Here is a 13677-nt window from a genome sequence, read left to right as displayed (position 1 = left end):
CGGCATGCGATCAGCGCATGGCGTGGACCATGCGCGTGTAGTCGCCGAACGCCTTGTCGACCAGGTCCGGGTCGAGGCCGTAGTGGCGGAGGCTGTACTCGTGGCCGCGCTTCATGCCGGGGCGGGCGAGGACGTCGTGCAGGTTCTGCTCGTCGCGCGGCGTGAACTCCATGCCGAGGCGCCGGAAGATCCCCGGCAGCTCCTCGTACGGGTTCGCGGTGAGCTGGTGGTACGAGACGTCCACGACGCGGTCGCGGGCGAGCGTGGTGCGTACGTCGCGGCCGATCTCGACCACGCGCGAGAGCATCTCCAGCCAGTCCTGGCCGATCTGGTGCGGGTCGTACTCGCGGTTGCAGATGGCCACGCCGGTCTCCATGAGCGAGCACCACGAGCCCATCACCGTGTTCGGGTCGCGGTGGGTCCACACGATCTGCGCGTCCGGGAAGACCTTCATGAGGACGCCGAGGTGCTCGAGGTGGTACGGGGACTTGAGGACCCAGCGGCGCCGCTGCGCCCCGAACTGGAGGACCTGGAGCACCTTCCGGTAGTACTCGTAGTCGGGCAGGAAGTCGTGCTCGTCGAGCCAGTTGCGGTACCCGGGCATCCGGAACGTCACGAGCATGTTGCGGCCGTGGGGAAGCGCGAACACGCACTCCTCGGGCGACTCGGGCTCCATCGCGTGGATGTCGGGGAGCACCGGCGAGAAGAAGTGCCCGAAGCGGGCCGAGGCGCGCGCGACCGCGATGCGGCGCTTGCGGATCTTCGGGTCGATGTCGGCGCGGTCGGTCGCCTGGAGCTCCCACATGAGCGGCGCCCGGTTGCCCTCGGGGTAGGCGAGGATCTTGTGCGCCAGCGTGGTGGCGGTGCGGGGCATGCCCGTGACGATGATGGGCCGCTCGATCGGCTCGTCCAGGATCTCGGGGTGGTCGGCGACGAGGCGGTGCACGCGGAACCGGTTCGTCATGCGGCCCTTCATGTCCGCGGTGAAACCGGTCCAGCCGAGCGCGGACATGGTGCGGACTTTCGCGACCTGGCGCAGCAGGTGGCGGTAGCCCTCCAGGAACTCCTCGTCGCCGCGGGCGCTGCCGCCCGAGGCGGCCTCCGCCTGGCGGACCATCTTCTCGAAGTAGCCGTCGACGTCGGCGGTCTGGCGCCGCATCGAGGACTGCATGGCGGCGTTGATCGGGACGACCAGGCGGGATACGCGTCGCAAGGGACGAGTCCTTCCGGGGAGGGGGAACAGGGTCTCGCTGTCGCATCCTCGCACGCGCGCCGAAGTCGATCAAGGCCGAGACTCCACTGGGGCCGCTCCCGCCACTCGCGGAAGCGGCCCCTCCCCCTTCAGCGCGAAGGGAAACCGAGCGACTCCAGGATCGGCCGCAGCCGGTGCCGGCCGCCCATGGACTCGGGCCCGCGCAGGCGCGCCAGGACCCGGTCGGTCCAGTTCCCGGCCAGCCCGAAGCGGGCGTTGTAGGCGCTCAGGCGCTCGTCGTAGACGTCGAGGTGATCGTCGGCGGCCTCGCTGTACCGCTCGCGGTGGAGCACCGCGGCCTGCGGCAGGCGCGGCTTCACGTCGGCGGCCTCGGCCGGGTCGGGTTCGCCCACGGCCAACCCGAAGGCGGCCACCGTGTGCGGCGGCAGTTTCAGCTCCGCGGCGACCTCCTCGGTGCTGTTGCGGATCGCGCCCACGAACACCGAGCCGAGCCCCAGCGACTCGGCGGCCGTCACCGCGTTCTGCGCGGCGAGGGCGGTGTCGATGAAGCCGATGAGTGTGGTCTCCAGGTAGTCCGCGGCGTGCACCTCGGTGCCGCGGCGGGCGGCCAGGCGCCGGGCGCGGCCGAGGTCGGCGACCCAGACCAGGAACAGCGGCGCCTGCGCGATGAAGTCCTGGCGCCCCGAGAGGCGCGCGAGGCGGGCCTTGCGCTCGGGGTCGCGCACGGCGATGACGCTCCACGGCTGGAGGTTCGAGGAGGTCGGCGCCGACTGGGCGGCGGCGACGAGCGTGGTCAGCTCCTCCTCGGTGACGTCGCGCGGGCCGAACCGGCGCACGGAGCGGTGGGCGAGCTGGACGCGGACGATGTCGTTGACGGCGCCCAGCCGCGCCTCCGGGTCGCCGTACCGCGCGGCGGCGGAGGCGTCTCGGGGCGGTTCGGCGGGTGGTGCGGCGGCGGGCATGTCAGAGCCCCAGGCCCGTGCCGTGGACGCCGTGCTCGTCGATCGCCTTCAGCTCCTCGTCGGTGAGCTCGGGGAAGTCGAGCGCCTGGACGTTGTGGTCGAGCTGCCACGTGGAGCTGGCGCCGATGAGCGCGGAGGTGACCTCGGGGCGGCGCAGCACCCACTGGATCGCGAGCTGGGCGAGTGACTGGCCGCGCTCCTTCGCGAGCGCGTTGAGGGCGGCGGCGCGCTCGCGGTAGGTCGCGTCGATGACGTCGGGCTTGAGGAACGCGCTGTTCGTCGCCCGCGCGCCCTCCGGGATGTCCTGGAGGTACTTGTCGGTGAGGAGGCCCTGCGCGAGCGGGGAGTAGACGACGAGGCCGAAGCCGTCGGCCGCTGCGGTGTCGATGAGGCCGCTGCGCTCGGGCGTGCGGTCGAAGATCGAGTAGCGCGGCTGGTGGACCAGGAGCTGGATGCCCTGGGCGCGAAGGAGTTCGGCGGCCTCGTGGGCCTGCTCGGGGGTGTAGTTGGAGACGCCGACGTACAGGGTCTTGCCCTGGCGGACGGCGTCGGCGAGGGCCCCGGTGGTCTCCTCGAGCGGCGTGGTCGGGTCGGGCCGGTGGTGGTAGAAGACGTCGACGTAGTCGGTGCCGAGGTCGCGGAGGCTGTGCTCCAGGGAGTTGAGGAGGGACTTGCGCGAGCCGCCCCGGTGGTAGGGGCTGGGGCTGATCGCGTTGCCGGCCTTGGTGGAGAGGACCAGTTCGTCGCGGTACGGGGCGAGGTCGCGGGCGAGGACGCGGCCGAAGACCTTCTGCGCGGCGCGGTGCGGCGGACCGTAGCGGTCGGCGTTGTCGAAGTGGGTGATCCCGAGGTCGAACGCGTGGAGGATGATCTCGCGCTGGGTCTCGGGCGGGTAGTCGGTGCCGAACTTCTGCCACAGGCCGAGGGAGAGCGCGGGCAGGTCGAGGCCGGAGCGCCCCGCGCGCCGGTAGGCCAGGCGCTCGTAGCGGTCGTCGGCGGCGGCGTGAGTCTTCTCGAAAGCGCCGTAGGTCATGGGGAACGCCTTTCCGTGACGGGTTCGCGGACCTGGGCCCGCCGATGGGGTGGATGGTAGCCGCGATCAAATCTATACTACATCGATAGGAGAAATAGAGTAAAGATCGCGCCGATGCACTGACCAAGGAGAGACATGAGCGCCGAATTCCTCTGGTACATCCCCAACCAGGCCCGCCCCGGCCACCGCGGCGACGACGCCGTCGAGGGCCACAACAGCCTCGACACCCTCACCGGCCACGCGAAGGCCCTGGAGGACCACGGCTGGGGCGGCGCGCTCCTCGGCACGAGCTGGGGGCGCCCCGACACGTTCACCGTCGCCACCGCCCTCGCCGCGCGCACCACGACGTTCAAGCCCCTCATCGCGATCCGGCCCGGCTACTGGCGCCCCGCGAACTTCGCCGCCGCCTCGGCCACCCTCGACCACCTCACCGGCGGCCGGGTCCTGGTGAACATCGTCTCCGGCCAGGACAACCTCGCCGCGTACGGCGACAGCGAGGGCGACCAGGCGCACCGCTACGCCCGCACCAAGGAGTTCATCCAGGTCGTGCGCCGGCTCTGGACCGAGGAGTCCGTGACCTACGAGGGCGAGCACTTCTCCGTGAAGGACTCGTCCCTGGAGCTCAAGCCCGTCGCGGACGGCGGGCGGCGGCACCCGCGGCTGTACTTCGGCGGCGCCTCCGAAGCGGCCGAACGGGTCGCGGCCGCGGAGGCGGACGTGCAGCTGTTCTGGGGCGAGCCCCTGGACGGCGTGCGCGAGCGCATCGAGCGGCTCAAGAAGCTCAGCGAGGAGGTCGGCCGCGAGCACGCGCCCCTCGAGTTCGGGCTCCGCATCACCACGTTCGTGCGCGACACGACCGAGGAGGCGTGGGCCGAGGCCGAGGCGAAGGTCGCGACCATGGCCGCCGGGAACCAGGAGTACCTGCGGGACGCCCACCGCCGCACCGCGGTGGGGCAGCAGCGCCTCCTCGACCTCGCCGAGCGCGGCGACGTCCTCGACGAGAACCTGTACACGGCGCCCGGCCGGTACGGGGGCGGCGGCGCGGGCACCACGTGGCTCGTCGGCTCCCCCGCCGACGTGGCGCGGTCGCTGCGCAAGTACCAAGAGCTGGGCATCACGCACTTCGTCCTCTCCGACACCCCGTACCTGCGGGAGATCGAACGCCAGGGCGACCAGCTGCTGCCGCTGCTGCGGGACTGAGCGGAACCGAAGCGCCGCAGCGGGCCCGGGGCCCGCACCGTGCCGAGACGCGGACCAGGTCCGAGCACATGCGAGGCCGCCGGGCGCGAATGCACCTGGCGGCCTTGGCTGTCCGGGGCTACTGCTCGGGGTCGGTCTTGCGCTCGCGGGCCTCTTCGACGAGCCGGCGCGCGAGCTCGCGCGTGCGGGCCGACTGGTCCACGAAGCCCGCGACGATGTCGTGGGTGCGATCGCGGGCGGCCTCGGCCGCCCGCTCGTAGGTGTCGATGACCAGGGCGGCCTGCTCGAGCGGCGCCTTGGAGGCCGCCGGGGGCAGGAACTCGACGTCGACGAGCGCGCCCGCGATGTTGGCGGTCACCGCCACTTCCCCACCCTCCGAGACGATCCGGACGCTGGTGGCGTCGACCAGGTGCCGGACCGGGAGCGCCTCGCCGCGGAGCGAGGACATGCGCTTCTCGAAGTCCGCCATGAAGGCCGCGAGGTCGAACTCCTCGGCCGGCTCAGAGTGCTCGGGGGTCTCGCTCACTTGCTCTCCTCTTGCTCGCGCGGCCCTCTGGGAGTGGAACCCGCTCCCCCGCGAGGTAGTTGGACAATGCTATTGCGTTGTGGGTTAACAAGAGTGGTATGCCGCATGACGGTCTTCCCTCCGCTGCGTTCCGGTTTCACATCGCCGCCCGTCCCCCGTGTACAGACGCCCGTTGCGGACCGTTTCGACACCTTGGGTGGCTGGATTCACAACTATCGCCAGAATGATGTTGAGTCGTGCCTGGATTCCGTTGATTCGCGTCAAGGGAACGTCAAGACGCGTCAAGAGTACCGGGCGGCGGGGCGTCCGACATCCGTTCCACCCCAGCGTGAACCGACTCACGGGTAGGCGACCGGAGCGGGTGCGGCGCGACCGGCCGAAGTGACCGTTCGCATGAGGACGGTCAAGCGCCGGCGCTCCGCCGGGCCCGGGCCGCGGCGCGGGCGGCGCCCGGACCCGAAGCCCGCGCCGCGATCATGCCGCCGCGCACCCGCAGCGCCGCCTCGGTGTCGGCGGCGGGGTCCGGGAGGCCGAGCGCGGCGGTCGCCGCCGGGTCGGCCACGGCGACCCGCAGCCGCCGCCACGTCCCGGCCGGGAACACCGCCCGCAGGCACGATGTGAGGTCGCCCACCCTGAGCCGCACCAGGCCCCCGGTCTCGGCCGGATCGGGCACCGCGGCGAGGAGGGTGACCGTCTCGCCGGGAGCGGCGGCGCGGAGGGCGTCCTCGGCCGCGGCGAGGCGGCCCGTCCCGAGGACCGCCACGAGGCCGTCGGTGCCGAGGTCGACCGGTCCGCCGCCGACGAGGTCCCGGAGCGCGGGCGCCGCCAGGGGCTCGTGGACGGCCTCGGCGGTGGCCTCGGGCGGGCGGGGCGCCCAGGCGTCGCGGAGGTCGAGGGCGGCGAGGTGGCCGCAGGCGCGCACGCGGTCGGCGGCGCTGCCGAACCCGGGCGCCTGCTCGGCGAGGTGCCCGGCGCCGGAGAGGAGGGTGAGCGCGAGCTCGGCGAGGCGGACCCGCCGCCCGGGCGCGCACGACTCCAGTCCCACGGCCAGGAGCAGCGCCTCCAGCCGGGCGAGCTGCGCCAGGACGTCCCGGCCGTGCTCGTCGAGCACCCCGGCCAGGGAGCGGAGCCGCAGCCGGTCGGCGCCCCCGGCGGACGGGAGCCGGTCGAGCCAGGCGCGGGCGAAGCGGATCAGGGCGTCCTCGGCGGTCGCCGGCGCCCAGGCGGGCCCGGCGGCGGGGGCGCGCTCGGTCATCGCGACGAGGACGGCCAGGTAGAGGGCGCGCTTGCCCGGGAAGTTGGAGTAGACGGCGCCGCGCGTCAGGTCGGCGCGATCGGCGATCCGGTCCACGCTCGTATCCGCGTACCCGTGCTCGGCGAACTCCTCGCGCGCGGCGGCCAGAATCGCGTTTCTGGTCCGCTCCTGCCGCTCGATTCGTGTGAGCCTCGCCATGTTCTCCCTTTCGTCCTTCGCGTTCAGATGACGCGGGCATTCCGATGATGATGCCATCCGAACCGGTCCGGCGGAGGTTTCCCCGGGCCCGGGGCGGGGAATCCTCGGTGATCGAGGAGGAGGCGAAACATGGCGAAACAGAAGGATCTGAGCGACGAGATCGCCGAGCCGGGGGCGGAGTCCGACGCGATTCGGATGTCCGACATCACCGGTGGTGAAGGTGCCGATATCGGTGAGCTGCATGGAAAAGAGCTGCTCGACGAGGATGTCTGGGCGCCCGAGCCGCGACGCGGCGTGCGCCCGGTGGTGCTCGCCGTCGCGGCCGTGGGGGTCGCGGCCGCCGCGGTCGTGGCATTGAAGATCGCGTATGACCGCAAGCACCGGTCCCACGGGTACCGCAAGGCCCTGGAGCAACTCGAGGACGCCCGCGACGCGCTCCTGTCGGCGGCCTCGGATCTGCCCGAGCGGGGCCGAGAGGCGCTGCACAGGGTCACGCGCCGCTGAGTTGGTGTAGGGTCGGGCAAGCTTCTCAACGCCGCCGGCAAGTTGGCAGAGCGGCGTTTCTTACCTTCAACGAATCAGGCGAACCATCTCATCGATCCAGCGGTCCGACGTCCAGACAACTCGGATCACCCTGAGGCACGCGGTATCGCATCCGCGGCCGGTCGCCGCATGCCCCGACACCCCGCACCAGACTTCCGCGCCGGATTCATCGGCGCGGGATTTGGACCGCTCCGGCGGTCCAATGAAGAAGTCGGGCCGTCTCGACGGTCCGACGCACAACAGGAGGAACACATGGCCACTGGCACTGTGAAATGGTTCAACGGCGACAAGGGCTTCGGCTTCATCGCTCCCGACGACGGCTCCGCGGACGTGTTCGCGCACTTCTCCGCGATCCAGGGAACTGGTCGCCGTGACCTTGAAGAAAACCAGCACGTCGAGTTCGACGTCGAGCAGGGCCAGAAGGGCCCGCAGGCCGCGAACATCCGCGTGCTCTAAAGCGAACCGGGACGGCGGTGCCCAGGCGCCGCCGTCCCGACCCCGCACTTCACAAGGCTCGCCGCCGCGCCTGGCGCGGAGGGCGGGCCTTTCTCGTACCCGGCTTCCACCAGGGCGCGAGGCGTCCGGGGAGAGAACTCCAGGATAATTTCCCGCGGGATGTCGAGAACCCGCCGCGGGCTCCGTCCCAGGGGTGTCGGCGGCGACGGACGCCGCCCGAGACGGAGGACGAAGACATGGCCAAGTACCTGCTGCTCAAGCACTACCGCGGCGGACCGGTCCAGCACCCCAACGCGGTCGCTCCGATGGACGACTGGACGCCGGAGGAGATCTCCGAGCACATCGCGTTCATGGGGAAGGTCGCCGACGACCTGCGCGAGCGCGGCGAGTTCGTCGACGCCCAGGCGCTCGCCTTCGAGGGCGAGTTCGTGCGATACGGCGGCGAGGGCGCGGCCCCGGTCACCGACGGGCCGTTCGCCGAGACCAAGGACGTCATCGCCGGGTGGATGATCATCGACGTCGAGTCCAAGGAGCGCGCCCACGAGGCCGCCGCGCACCTCTCCGCGGCCCCCGGCAAGGACGGCAGGCCCCTGCACGAGTGGATCGAGGTCCGGCCGTTCCTGTCCCACCCGCCGGTGGTGGAGTAGGCCGGGCCGGCGGTCCGATGTTCGACGACCACCTGCTGCGGGACCTCACTCCGCAGGTGCTGAGCGTCCTCGTCCGCCGCGGAGCCGACTTCGCGGCGGCCGAGGACGCCGTCCAGGACGCCCTCGTGGAGGCGGTGCGCCGCTGGGACGGGGACGCCCCCGACGACCCCAAGGGCTGGCTGGTCACCGTCGCGTGGCGCCGGTTCCTCGACGCGCGGCGCTCGGCCTCAGCGCGGGCGCTGCGCGAGGTGGTCGTCCACCGCGAGCCCGCCCCCGGCCCGGCGGAGCAGACCGACGACACGCTGCTCCTGCTCAGCCGCTGCTGCCACCCCGCGCTCACGCCGGCCTCGGCCGTCGCGCTGACGCTCCGCGCCGTCGGCGGCCTCACGACCGCGCAGATCGCGCGGGCGTTCCTGGTGCCGGAGGCGACGATGGCGCAGCGCATCTCGCGCGCCAAGCGGACCCTCGCGGGCGCGCGCTTCGAGCGACCCGGCGAGGTGCGGGCCGTGCTGCGGGTGCTCTACCTGATGTTCGATCAGGGCTTCATGATCGGCGGCTTCACGATCGGCGGCTCCATGAACGCCCGGGGCTGCGCGGGAGAGCGGGGCTCCGCGGGCGGGCGGACCGGCGACGCCGACCTGGCCGAGGAGGCGATCCGCCTGGCCCGCCAGCTCGTCGCGTCCGTACCCGCCGACGCGGAGGCCGCGGGCCTGCTCGCGCTCATGCTCCTGCACCACGCGCGCCGCGCCGCCCGCACCGACGCGGCCGGAGACCTCGTGCCGCTGGCGCTCCAGGACCGGTCCCGGTGGGACACCGCGATGATCGGTGAGGGCGTGGACCTGCTCCAGAACGCGCTCGCACGCGACCGCCTGGGCGAGTACCAGATCCAGGCCGCCATCGCCGCGCTCCACGACGACGCGGCGTGCGCCGAGGAGACCGACTGGACGCAGATCCTGGAGTGGTACGACGAACTCGTGCGAGCGGACCCGGACCATCCCGTGGTGGCCCTGAACCGGGCGGTCGCGGTCGGCCACGTGGACGGCCCGCTCGCCGGGCTGCGCCTGGTCGAAGCGCTCGACCCGGCCCTGCCGCGGCGCGACGCCGTGGCCGCGTACCTCCATGAGCGGGCGGGGAACACGGCCGAGGCGGCACGCCTGTACGCGGCCGCCTCGCGGAGCGCGCCCAGCGCCGCCGAGATGGGCCACCTGCTCAGGCAGGCGGCCCGGTTGAAGCGGCTGGGCTGAAGCGGCTGGGCTGAAGAGGCAGGGTTGAAGAGGCAGGGTTGAAGAGGCCCGGCTGAAGCGGCTCGGTTGAACCAGCCCAGCTGAACCGGTCGCGCCCCGACTCGGCCTGAGGCTCAGCGGAAGTCGGCGGCGTGGTCGACGGCCCACTGCGCGAAGGTGCGGGCCGGGCGGCCGGTCACGGCCTCCGCGGTGGGGCCGGGCGCCTCCGCCTTCGCCTCCGCGAGCATGTCGAGCAGCGGGCTCGGCATGACCCGCTCGGCGGCCGCGCGCGGCAGCTCCTCGACCGCGATCTCACGGCCGAGCGCCTTGCCGATGAGGGCTACCTGCTCCCGCTGGGTGAGGTGCCCGGGACCGTCCACAAGGTATTTTTTGCCCTCGTGGCCGGAGCCGAGGAGCGCGGTCACCGCGACTTCGGCGATGTCGCGCTCGTGGATCGGGTTGACCGGGGACTCGGGGTAGGGCAGGCGGACCAGGTGCTCGCTTCTGATCGACTCGGCCCACCACAGGGCGTTGGTGGCGAACATGGCCGGGCGCACGAACGTGAACGGCAGGCCCGAGGCTTCAAGGGGCCGTTCCACATCGCGGTGCATCTTGGCGATCGGGTTGTCGTCGGTGCCCTGCGCGGCGGCCGAGGACAGCAGGACCACGTGCTTGACGCCGCTCGCCACCGCCGCGGCCGTGAAGTGCTCGATGCCCTCGTGGGCCGCGTACAGGAAGACCTTCTCGATCCCTTCCAGTGCGGGGGCGAGGGTCTCGGGGGCGGTGAAGTCGACCAGGGCGGGCAGCGCGCCGCCCGGCAGCTCGACGGCGACGGGGTTGCGCGAGGCGGCGCGGACGGGGGTGCCCGCGAGGATGAGCTGCGCGATGACGTTGCGCGCGATGGAGCCTCGCGCACCGGTGACCAGGACGGTCATGGGTGGTTTCCTTTCTCGGGTGCCGCGGCGAGTCGCGCGAGGATGCGCGACAGGGTGTCGCCGTAGCGGGTCTCGAACTCGGGGTCGTCGATGCCTACGCCGAAGAGGCGCCGGGCGGTGTCGCGGAAGACCGCGGGGGCGAAGACCATGCCCATGAGGGCGAGCTGCACGGCCGCGGTGTCGAGGTCGGGGGCGAACTCGCCGTGGTCGCGGCGCTCGCGCATGGCCTCCTGCTCGGCCGCGACGTCGGCCGCGGTCTCCTCCCCCGGCACGTCCCCCGACAGGGCCGCCCAGAGGGCGAGCCGGGCCACGCGCGGGTCGGCGAGGTTCTGGTGGAGGTACCAGCGCACCAGCTCGCCGGGCGGCACGTCGGCGCCGGCGCTGCGGCGCTCGGTGTCGAGCCATGCGCGCTGGAGCGCCCGGTACAGGCCCTCCTTGCCGCCGAAGTAGTAGCTGACGAGCTGCTTGTTGACGCCGGCGCGCTCGGCGATGGCGCCGACGCGGGCGCCGCGGTAGCCGTGCTCGGCGAACTCGGTGAGGGCCGCGTCGAGGAGCTTCGCCTTGGTGCGCTCGGCGTCGCGGACGCGCTCGGCGGGCTTGGCCCGCTGCCGGGTCGTCTTCGGTTCCACGCCCGAACCCTAGCACGCAATCAAACGAACGGTTGATTGGATTATCTTCACGGTTGATAGAGTGGCAGTCACTGCCACATGGCAGTGACTGCCTTATACTGGTGCCACGGGCCGCACCCCCGGCCCCCGACAGGAAGCGAGCGACCCATGGCCGCAGTCAGGAACGTCCTCATCTCCGGCGCGAGCATCGCGGGCCCCGCGCTCGCGCACTGGTTCGGGCGCAACGGCATCCGCGCCGTCGTCATCGAGAAGGCCCCGTCCCGCCGCACCGGCGGCTACGCGATCGACATCCGCGGCAAGGCGATCGACGTGGCGATGCGCATGGGCGTGCTCGACGGCGTGCGCGCCGCCGAGACCGGAATCGGCGGGGCCGCCATGGTCGACGCCGACGGCCGCGTCCGCGCGCGCCTCGCCTCGGGCCTGGTCGCGCCGGAGGAGCGCTCGCTGGAGATCCTGCGCGGCGACCTCGTGGCCCTCCTGCACGAGGCGGCGCCCGAGGCCGAGTACCGGTACGGGACCTCGATCTCGGCGCTGGAGGACCGCGGCGACCGCGTGGAGGCGGTGTTCGCGTCGGGCGGGACCGAGTCCTTCGACCTGGTCGTGGGCGCCGACGGGCTCCACTCGAACACGCGCGGCCTCGCCTTCGGGCCCGAGCGGCCGTACCGGCGGTTCCTCGAGTCCTATGTGAGCATCGCGACCGTGCCGAACCACCTCGGGCTCGACGGCGAGGCGCGGCTGTTCAACACCCCGAGCCGCGTCGCCGCCCTCTACAACACCCCCAGGGCCGCAGGGGCGAAGGCGCTCCTGCTGCACCGGACCGCGGTCGAGTCCGACGTCGACCGCGCTGCGCCCGCGGCGCAGCGCGAGCACCTGCGCGAGGTGTTCGCGGGGATGGGCTGGGAGACCGACCGCATCCTCGCCGACCTGGACCGGGCGCCGGACTTCTACTTCGACTCGGTGACGCAGATCAGCATGGGCGCGTGGTCGAAAGGCCGCACAGTGCTCCTCGGCGACGCCGGGTACTGCCCCTCGCCGATGTCCGGCCAGGGCACGAGCCTCGCGCTCGTCGGCGCGTACGTGCTCGCCGCGGAGCTGGCGGCCCGCGACGCGCCCGAGCCCGCGCTGGCGGCGTACGAGCGGCGCATGCGGCCGTTCGTCGCAGCGAACCAGGGCATCGCGGCGCCGGGCCTCGACTTCATCGCTCCCAAGAGCGCCATGGGGATCGGGGCCCGCAACGCACTGCTGCGCTCGGGCCCGGTGCTGCGGCTGCTCAGCCGCTTCGACTCCCGGCTCGGTAAGGCCGCGGAGGCGATCGATCTGGATCGGGGCCGGGCTTAGCGGCGCCGCACCCGGTACTTCAGGTGCGTCACCGACGGCGAGGCCGTGGACGACTCGATGTCGAGCGCGACCCTGCTCGTGTCGACGCCGTCGAACAGGCGCACGCCGTCGCCGAACAGGACCGGGCGCAGGGCGATCAGGGCCTCGTCGACGAGCCCGGCGTTGAGGAACTGGACGATGGTCTCGGCGCCGCCGCCGATGCGCACGTCCCGGTCGCCCGCGGCCTCGCGGGCCTGCGCGAGGGCGCTCTCGATGCCGTCGTTCACGAAATGGAACGTGGTGCCGCCCAGTCGCTTCCACGGCTCGCGGACCTCGTGGGTGAGCACGTACACCTGCGAGTGGAAGGGCGGGTCCTCGGGCCAGCTGTGCTCCCCGGCGTCGAACATGCGCTTGCCGAGGACGGTGGCGCCGGTGCGGTCGAACACGGCCCGGAGGAAGTCGTCGTCGGGGCCGGTCTCGCCGCCCTCGCCGAAGTGCAGGTTCTCGCGCATGAACCGCTGCGCGAGGGCCCAGCCCTGGAGTTCGGACCACTGGTCCATCCACCGCTTGAGGGCGTCGGACTCGTTCCAGCCCTGCAGCATCGCCTCGGTGGCGCCGCCGTCGCGGGGCGCGATGCACCCGTCGAGGCTCATGGTCACGCTGAAGAACACCTTGCCGGCCATCAGATGCCGCCTTCCCGTTCGATCGTGTCGTCGATGTAGGCCGCGAGCCGGCCCAGTGTCTGCCTGCCGCCCTCGACCGCGCCGAAGCGCTCCACGGCCCGGTCCCGCAGCGCCTTGGTGGGGAACAGGGTCCGCATCTCGAGTTCGGTCTTCCCGCCCTGATCGGTGAAGCGGAGCACCTGCTCGAACGAGTCCGGGTCGCCCGCGAAGGCGCCGTGGACGAGTTCGATCCGCTCCGGCGCGGTGATCTCGCGCCAGATGATCGAGTTCGGGTAGTCGGTCCCGTCGGGGCCGTGCATCGTGAACTCCCACTCGCCGCCCTCGCGGAACGCGAAGGCCCGCGTGGTGGTGGTGAACCCGTCCGGGCCCCACCAGCGCGAGAGGTGCCGGACCTCGGTGAACGCCTTGAACACCAGGTCGCGCGGGCCGTTGACGAGCCGCGAGAGCACGATCTCCCGGTCGGCCCTCCCCTGCTCAGTGGTCATCTTCCGCCTCCTTGAGTTCCTGCACGTAGTCGTCGAGCCGGTCGAAGCTCGCCTCCCAGAACCGCTCGAACCCGCCGATCCACTCCTGGACCGGTCGCAGGGCCGTGGCGTTCAGGCAGTAGAGGCGCTGCTTGCCGTCGCTGCGCACGCGGACCAGCTCGACCTCCCGCAGGACCCGGAGGTGCTTGGAGACCCCGGGCTGGGGGAGGTCGAGCTCGCTCGCGAGCTCGGACACGGCCAGTTCCCGCCCCCGCAGCAGGTCGAGGATGCGCCGGCGCTGGGGCTCGGCGATCGCGTTGAACGCGTCGGAGGTGGTCGCGGCTCGTGCCATGCCACGATCATATACCCATAACGGAATATGTCAAGCGGATC

At 72.3% G+C, this 13677-nt stretch carries 16 protein-coding genes; 6 read left to right on the top strand and 10 right to left on the bottom strand.

Annotated elements, in window-relative coordinates; all coding sequences use genetic code 11:
• Positions 1-10: 10 nt before the first annotated feature.
• From BLS99_RS15970 to BLS99_RS15960, 3 genes are all read right to left on the bottom strand, one after another.
• Complete coding sequence (locus tag BLS99_RS15970; RefSeq protein WP_091051901.1) at positions 11-1213, bottom strand: sulfotransferase family protein; 1203 nt, start codon at positions 1211-1213, stop codon at positions 11-13.
• A 128-nt stretch (positions 1214-1341) separates the two neighbouring features.
• Entirely contained in the window at positions 1342-2175 is an 834-nt protein-coding gene (locus tag BLS99_RS15965; RefSeq protein ID WP_091051898.1) for an NADPH-dependent oxidoreductase, read from the bottom strand.
• A 1-nt stretch (position 2176) separates the two neighbouring features.
• Positions 2177-3208: an aldo/keto reductase gene (locus tag BLS99_RS15960; RefSeq protein WP_091051895.1), complete on the bottom strand. Its 1032-nt coding sequence runs from the start codon at positions 3206-3208 to the stop codon at positions 2177-2179.
• A gap of 135 nt (positions 3209-3343) precedes the next feature.
• On the opposite strand from BLS99_RS15960, the gene BLS99_RS15955 reads away from it, so the two are divergent.
• On the top strand, positions 3344-4408 hold the full coding sequence (locus BLS99_RS15955) for an LLM class flavin-dependent oxidoreductase (RefSeq protein ID WP_091051893.1): 1065 nt from the start codon (positions 3344-3346) through the stop codon (positions 4406-4408).
• 118 nt (positions 4409-4526) lie between these two features.
• On the opposite strand, the gene BLS99_RS15950 is transcribed toward BLS99_RS15955, so the two are convergent.
• A complete protein-coding gene (locus BLS99_RS15950) occupies positions 4527-4934 on the bottom strand; it encodes a hypothetical protein (RefSeq protein WP_091051890.1) in 408 nt (135 codons plus the stop codon).
• A 403-nt stretch (positions 4935-5337) separates the two neighbouring features.
• Entirely contained in the window at positions 5338-6387 is a 1050-nt protein-coding gene (locus tag BLS99_RS15945) for a TetR/AcrR family transcriptional regulator (protein WP_091051888.1), read from the bottom strand.
• 129 nt (positions 6388-6516) lie between these two features.
• Here BLS99_RS15945 and BLS99_RS15940 point away from each other — a divergent pair, with 129 nt between their 5' ends.
• From BLS99_RS15940 to BLS99_RS15925, 4 genes are all read left to right on the top strand, one after another.
• Positions 6517-6891 (top strand): hypothetical protein, encoded by a 375-nt coding sequence (locus BLS99_RS15940; RefSeq protein ID WP_091051885.1) that lies wholly within the window; start codon positions 6517-6519, stop codon positions 6889-6891.
• Positions 6892-7182: 291 nt separating this feature from the next.
• Positions 7183-7386, top strand: a complete 204-nt coding sequence (locus BLS99_RS15935; RefSeq protein WP_091051883.1) for a cold-shock protein — start codon at positions 7183-7185, stop codon at positions 7384-7386.
• Between the two features lie 236 nt (positions 7387-7622).
• Entirely contained in the window at positions 7623-8033 is a 411-nt protein-coding gene (locus tag BLS99_RS15930; RefSeq protein WP_091051880.1) for a YciI family protein, read from the top strand.
• 17 nt (positions 8034-8050) lie between these two features.
• A complete protein-coding gene (locus BLS99_RS15925) occupies positions 8051-9277 on the top strand; it encodes an RNA polymerase sigma factor (protein ID WP_091051877.1) in 1227 nt (408 codons plus the stop codon).
• 113 nt (positions 9278-9390) lie between these two features.
• On the opposite strand, the gene BLS99_RS15920 is transcribed toward BLS99_RS15925, so the two are convergent.
• Positions 9391-10191 (bottom strand): NAD(P)H-binding protein, encoded by an 801-nt coding sequence (locus BLS99_RS15920; protein ID WP_091051875.1) that lies wholly within the window; start codon positions 10189-10191, stop codon positions 9391-9393.
• A complete protein-coding gene (locus BLS99_RS15915) occupies positions 10188-10820 on the bottom strand; it encodes a TetR/AcrR family transcriptional regulator (RefSeq protein WP_091051872.1) in 633 nt (210 codons plus the stop codon). Before BLS99_RS15915 ends, BLS99_RS15920 begins: the two co-directional genes overlap by 4 nt.
• A gap of 147 nt (positions 10821-10967) precedes the next feature.
• On the opposite strand from BLS99_RS15915, the gene BLS99_RS15910 reads away from it, so the two are divergent.
• Positions 10968-12158: an FAD-dependent monooxygenase gene (locus BLS99_RS15910; RefSeq protein ID WP_091051869.1), complete on the top strand. Its 1191-nt coding sequence runs from the start codon at positions 10968-10970 to the stop codon at positions 12156-12158.
• Here BLS99_RS15910 and BLS99_RS15905 read toward each other — a convergent pair.
• Genes BLS99_RS15905 through BLS99_RS15895 form a run of 3 tightly spaced genes read right to left on the bottom strand, consistent with a single transcriptional unit; the run spans position 12155 to position 13636 of the window.
• A complete protein-coding gene (locus BLS99_RS15905) occupies positions 12155-12820 on the bottom strand; it encodes a dihydrofolate reductase family protein (protein ID WP_091051866.1) in 666 nt (221 codons plus the stop codon). The two genes, BLS99_RS15910 and BLS99_RS15905, sit on opposite strands and share 4 nt — an antisense overlap.
• Complete coding sequence (locus BLS99_RS15900) at positions 12820-13305, bottom strand: SRPBCC family protein (protein ID WP_091051864.1); 486 nt, start codon at positions 13303-13305, stop codon at positions 12820-12822. Before BLS99_RS15900 ends, BLS99_RS15905 begins: the two co-directional genes overlap by 1 nt.
• Positions 13295-13636, bottom strand: coding sequence for an ArsR/SmtB family transcription factor (locus BLS99_RS15895; RefSeq protein WP_091051861.1), 342 nt, complete (start codon positions 13634-13636; stop codon positions 13295-13297). Before BLS99_RS15895 ends, BLS99_RS15900 begins: the two co-directional genes overlap by 11 nt.
• Between the last annotated feature and the right edge of the window lie 41 nt (positions 13637-13677).

Source organism: Glycomyces sambucus (genome assembly GCF_900102815.1).
In the GTDB taxonomy this organism is placed as follows: Bacteria; Actinomycetota; Actinomycetes; order Mycobacteriales; family Micromonosporaceae; genus Glycomyces; species Glycomyces sambucus.
This window is presented reverse-complemented; position numbering and strand designations above follow the sequence as displayed.

Excerpts from the sequence above, each read along its gene's own strand:
- BLS99_RS15965 (WP_091051898.1), bottom strand. The coding sequence starts at position 2,175 with ATGCCCGCCGCCGCACCACCCGCCGAACCGCCCCGAGACGCCTCCGCC.
- BLS99_RS15960 (WP_091051895.1), bottom strand. The coding sequence starts at position 3,208 with ATGACCTACGGCGCTTTCGAGAAGACTCACGCCGCCGCCGACGACCGC.
- BLS99_RS15955 (WP_091051893.1), top strand. The coding sequence starts at position 3,344 with ATGAGCGCCGAATTCCTCTGGTACATCCCCAACCAGGCCCGCCCCGGC.
- BLS99_RS15945 (WP_091051888.1), bottom strand. The coding sequence starts at position 6,387 with ATGGCGAGGCTCACACGAATCGAGCGGCAGGAGCGGACCAGAAACGCG.
- BLS99_RS15940 (WP_091051885.1), top strand. The coding sequence starts at position 6,517 with ATGGCGAAACAGAAGGATCTGAGCGACGAGATCGCCGAGCCGGGGGCG.
- BLS99_RS15935 (WP_091051883.1), top strand. The coding sequence starts at position 7,183 with ATGGCCACTGGCACTGTGAAATGGTTCAACGGCGACAAGGGCTTCGGC.
- BLS99_RS15930 (WP_091051880.1), top strand. The coding sequence starts at position 7,623 with ATGGCCAAGTACCTGCTGCTCAAGCACTACCGCGGCGGACCGGTCCAG.
- BLS99_RS15925 (WP_091051877.1), top strand. The coding sequence starts at position 8,051 with ATGTTCGACGACCACCTGCTGCGGGACCTCACTCCGCAGGTGCTGAGC.
- BLS99_RS15920 (WP_091051875.1), bottom strand. The coding sequence starts at position 10,191 with ATGACCGTCCTGGTCACCGGTGCGCGAGGCTCCATCGCGCGCAACGTC.
- BLS99_RS15910 (WP_091051869.1), top strand. The coding sequence starts at position 10,968 with ATGGCCGCAGTCAGGAACGTCCTCATCTCCGGCGCGAGCATCGCGGGC.
- BLS99_RS15905 (WP_091051866.1), bottom strand. The coding sequence starts at position 12,820 with ATGGCCGGCAAGGTGTTCTTCAGCGTGACCATGAGCCTCGACGGGTGC.
- BLS99_RS15900 (WP_091051864.1), bottom strand. The coding sequence starts at position 13,305 with ATGACCACTGAGCAGGGGAGGGCCGACCGGGAGATCGTGCTCTCGCGG.
- BLS99_RS15895 (WP_091051861.1), bottom strand. The coding sequence starts at position 13,636 with ATGGCACGAGCCGCGACCACCTCCGACGCGTTCAACGCGATCGCCGAG.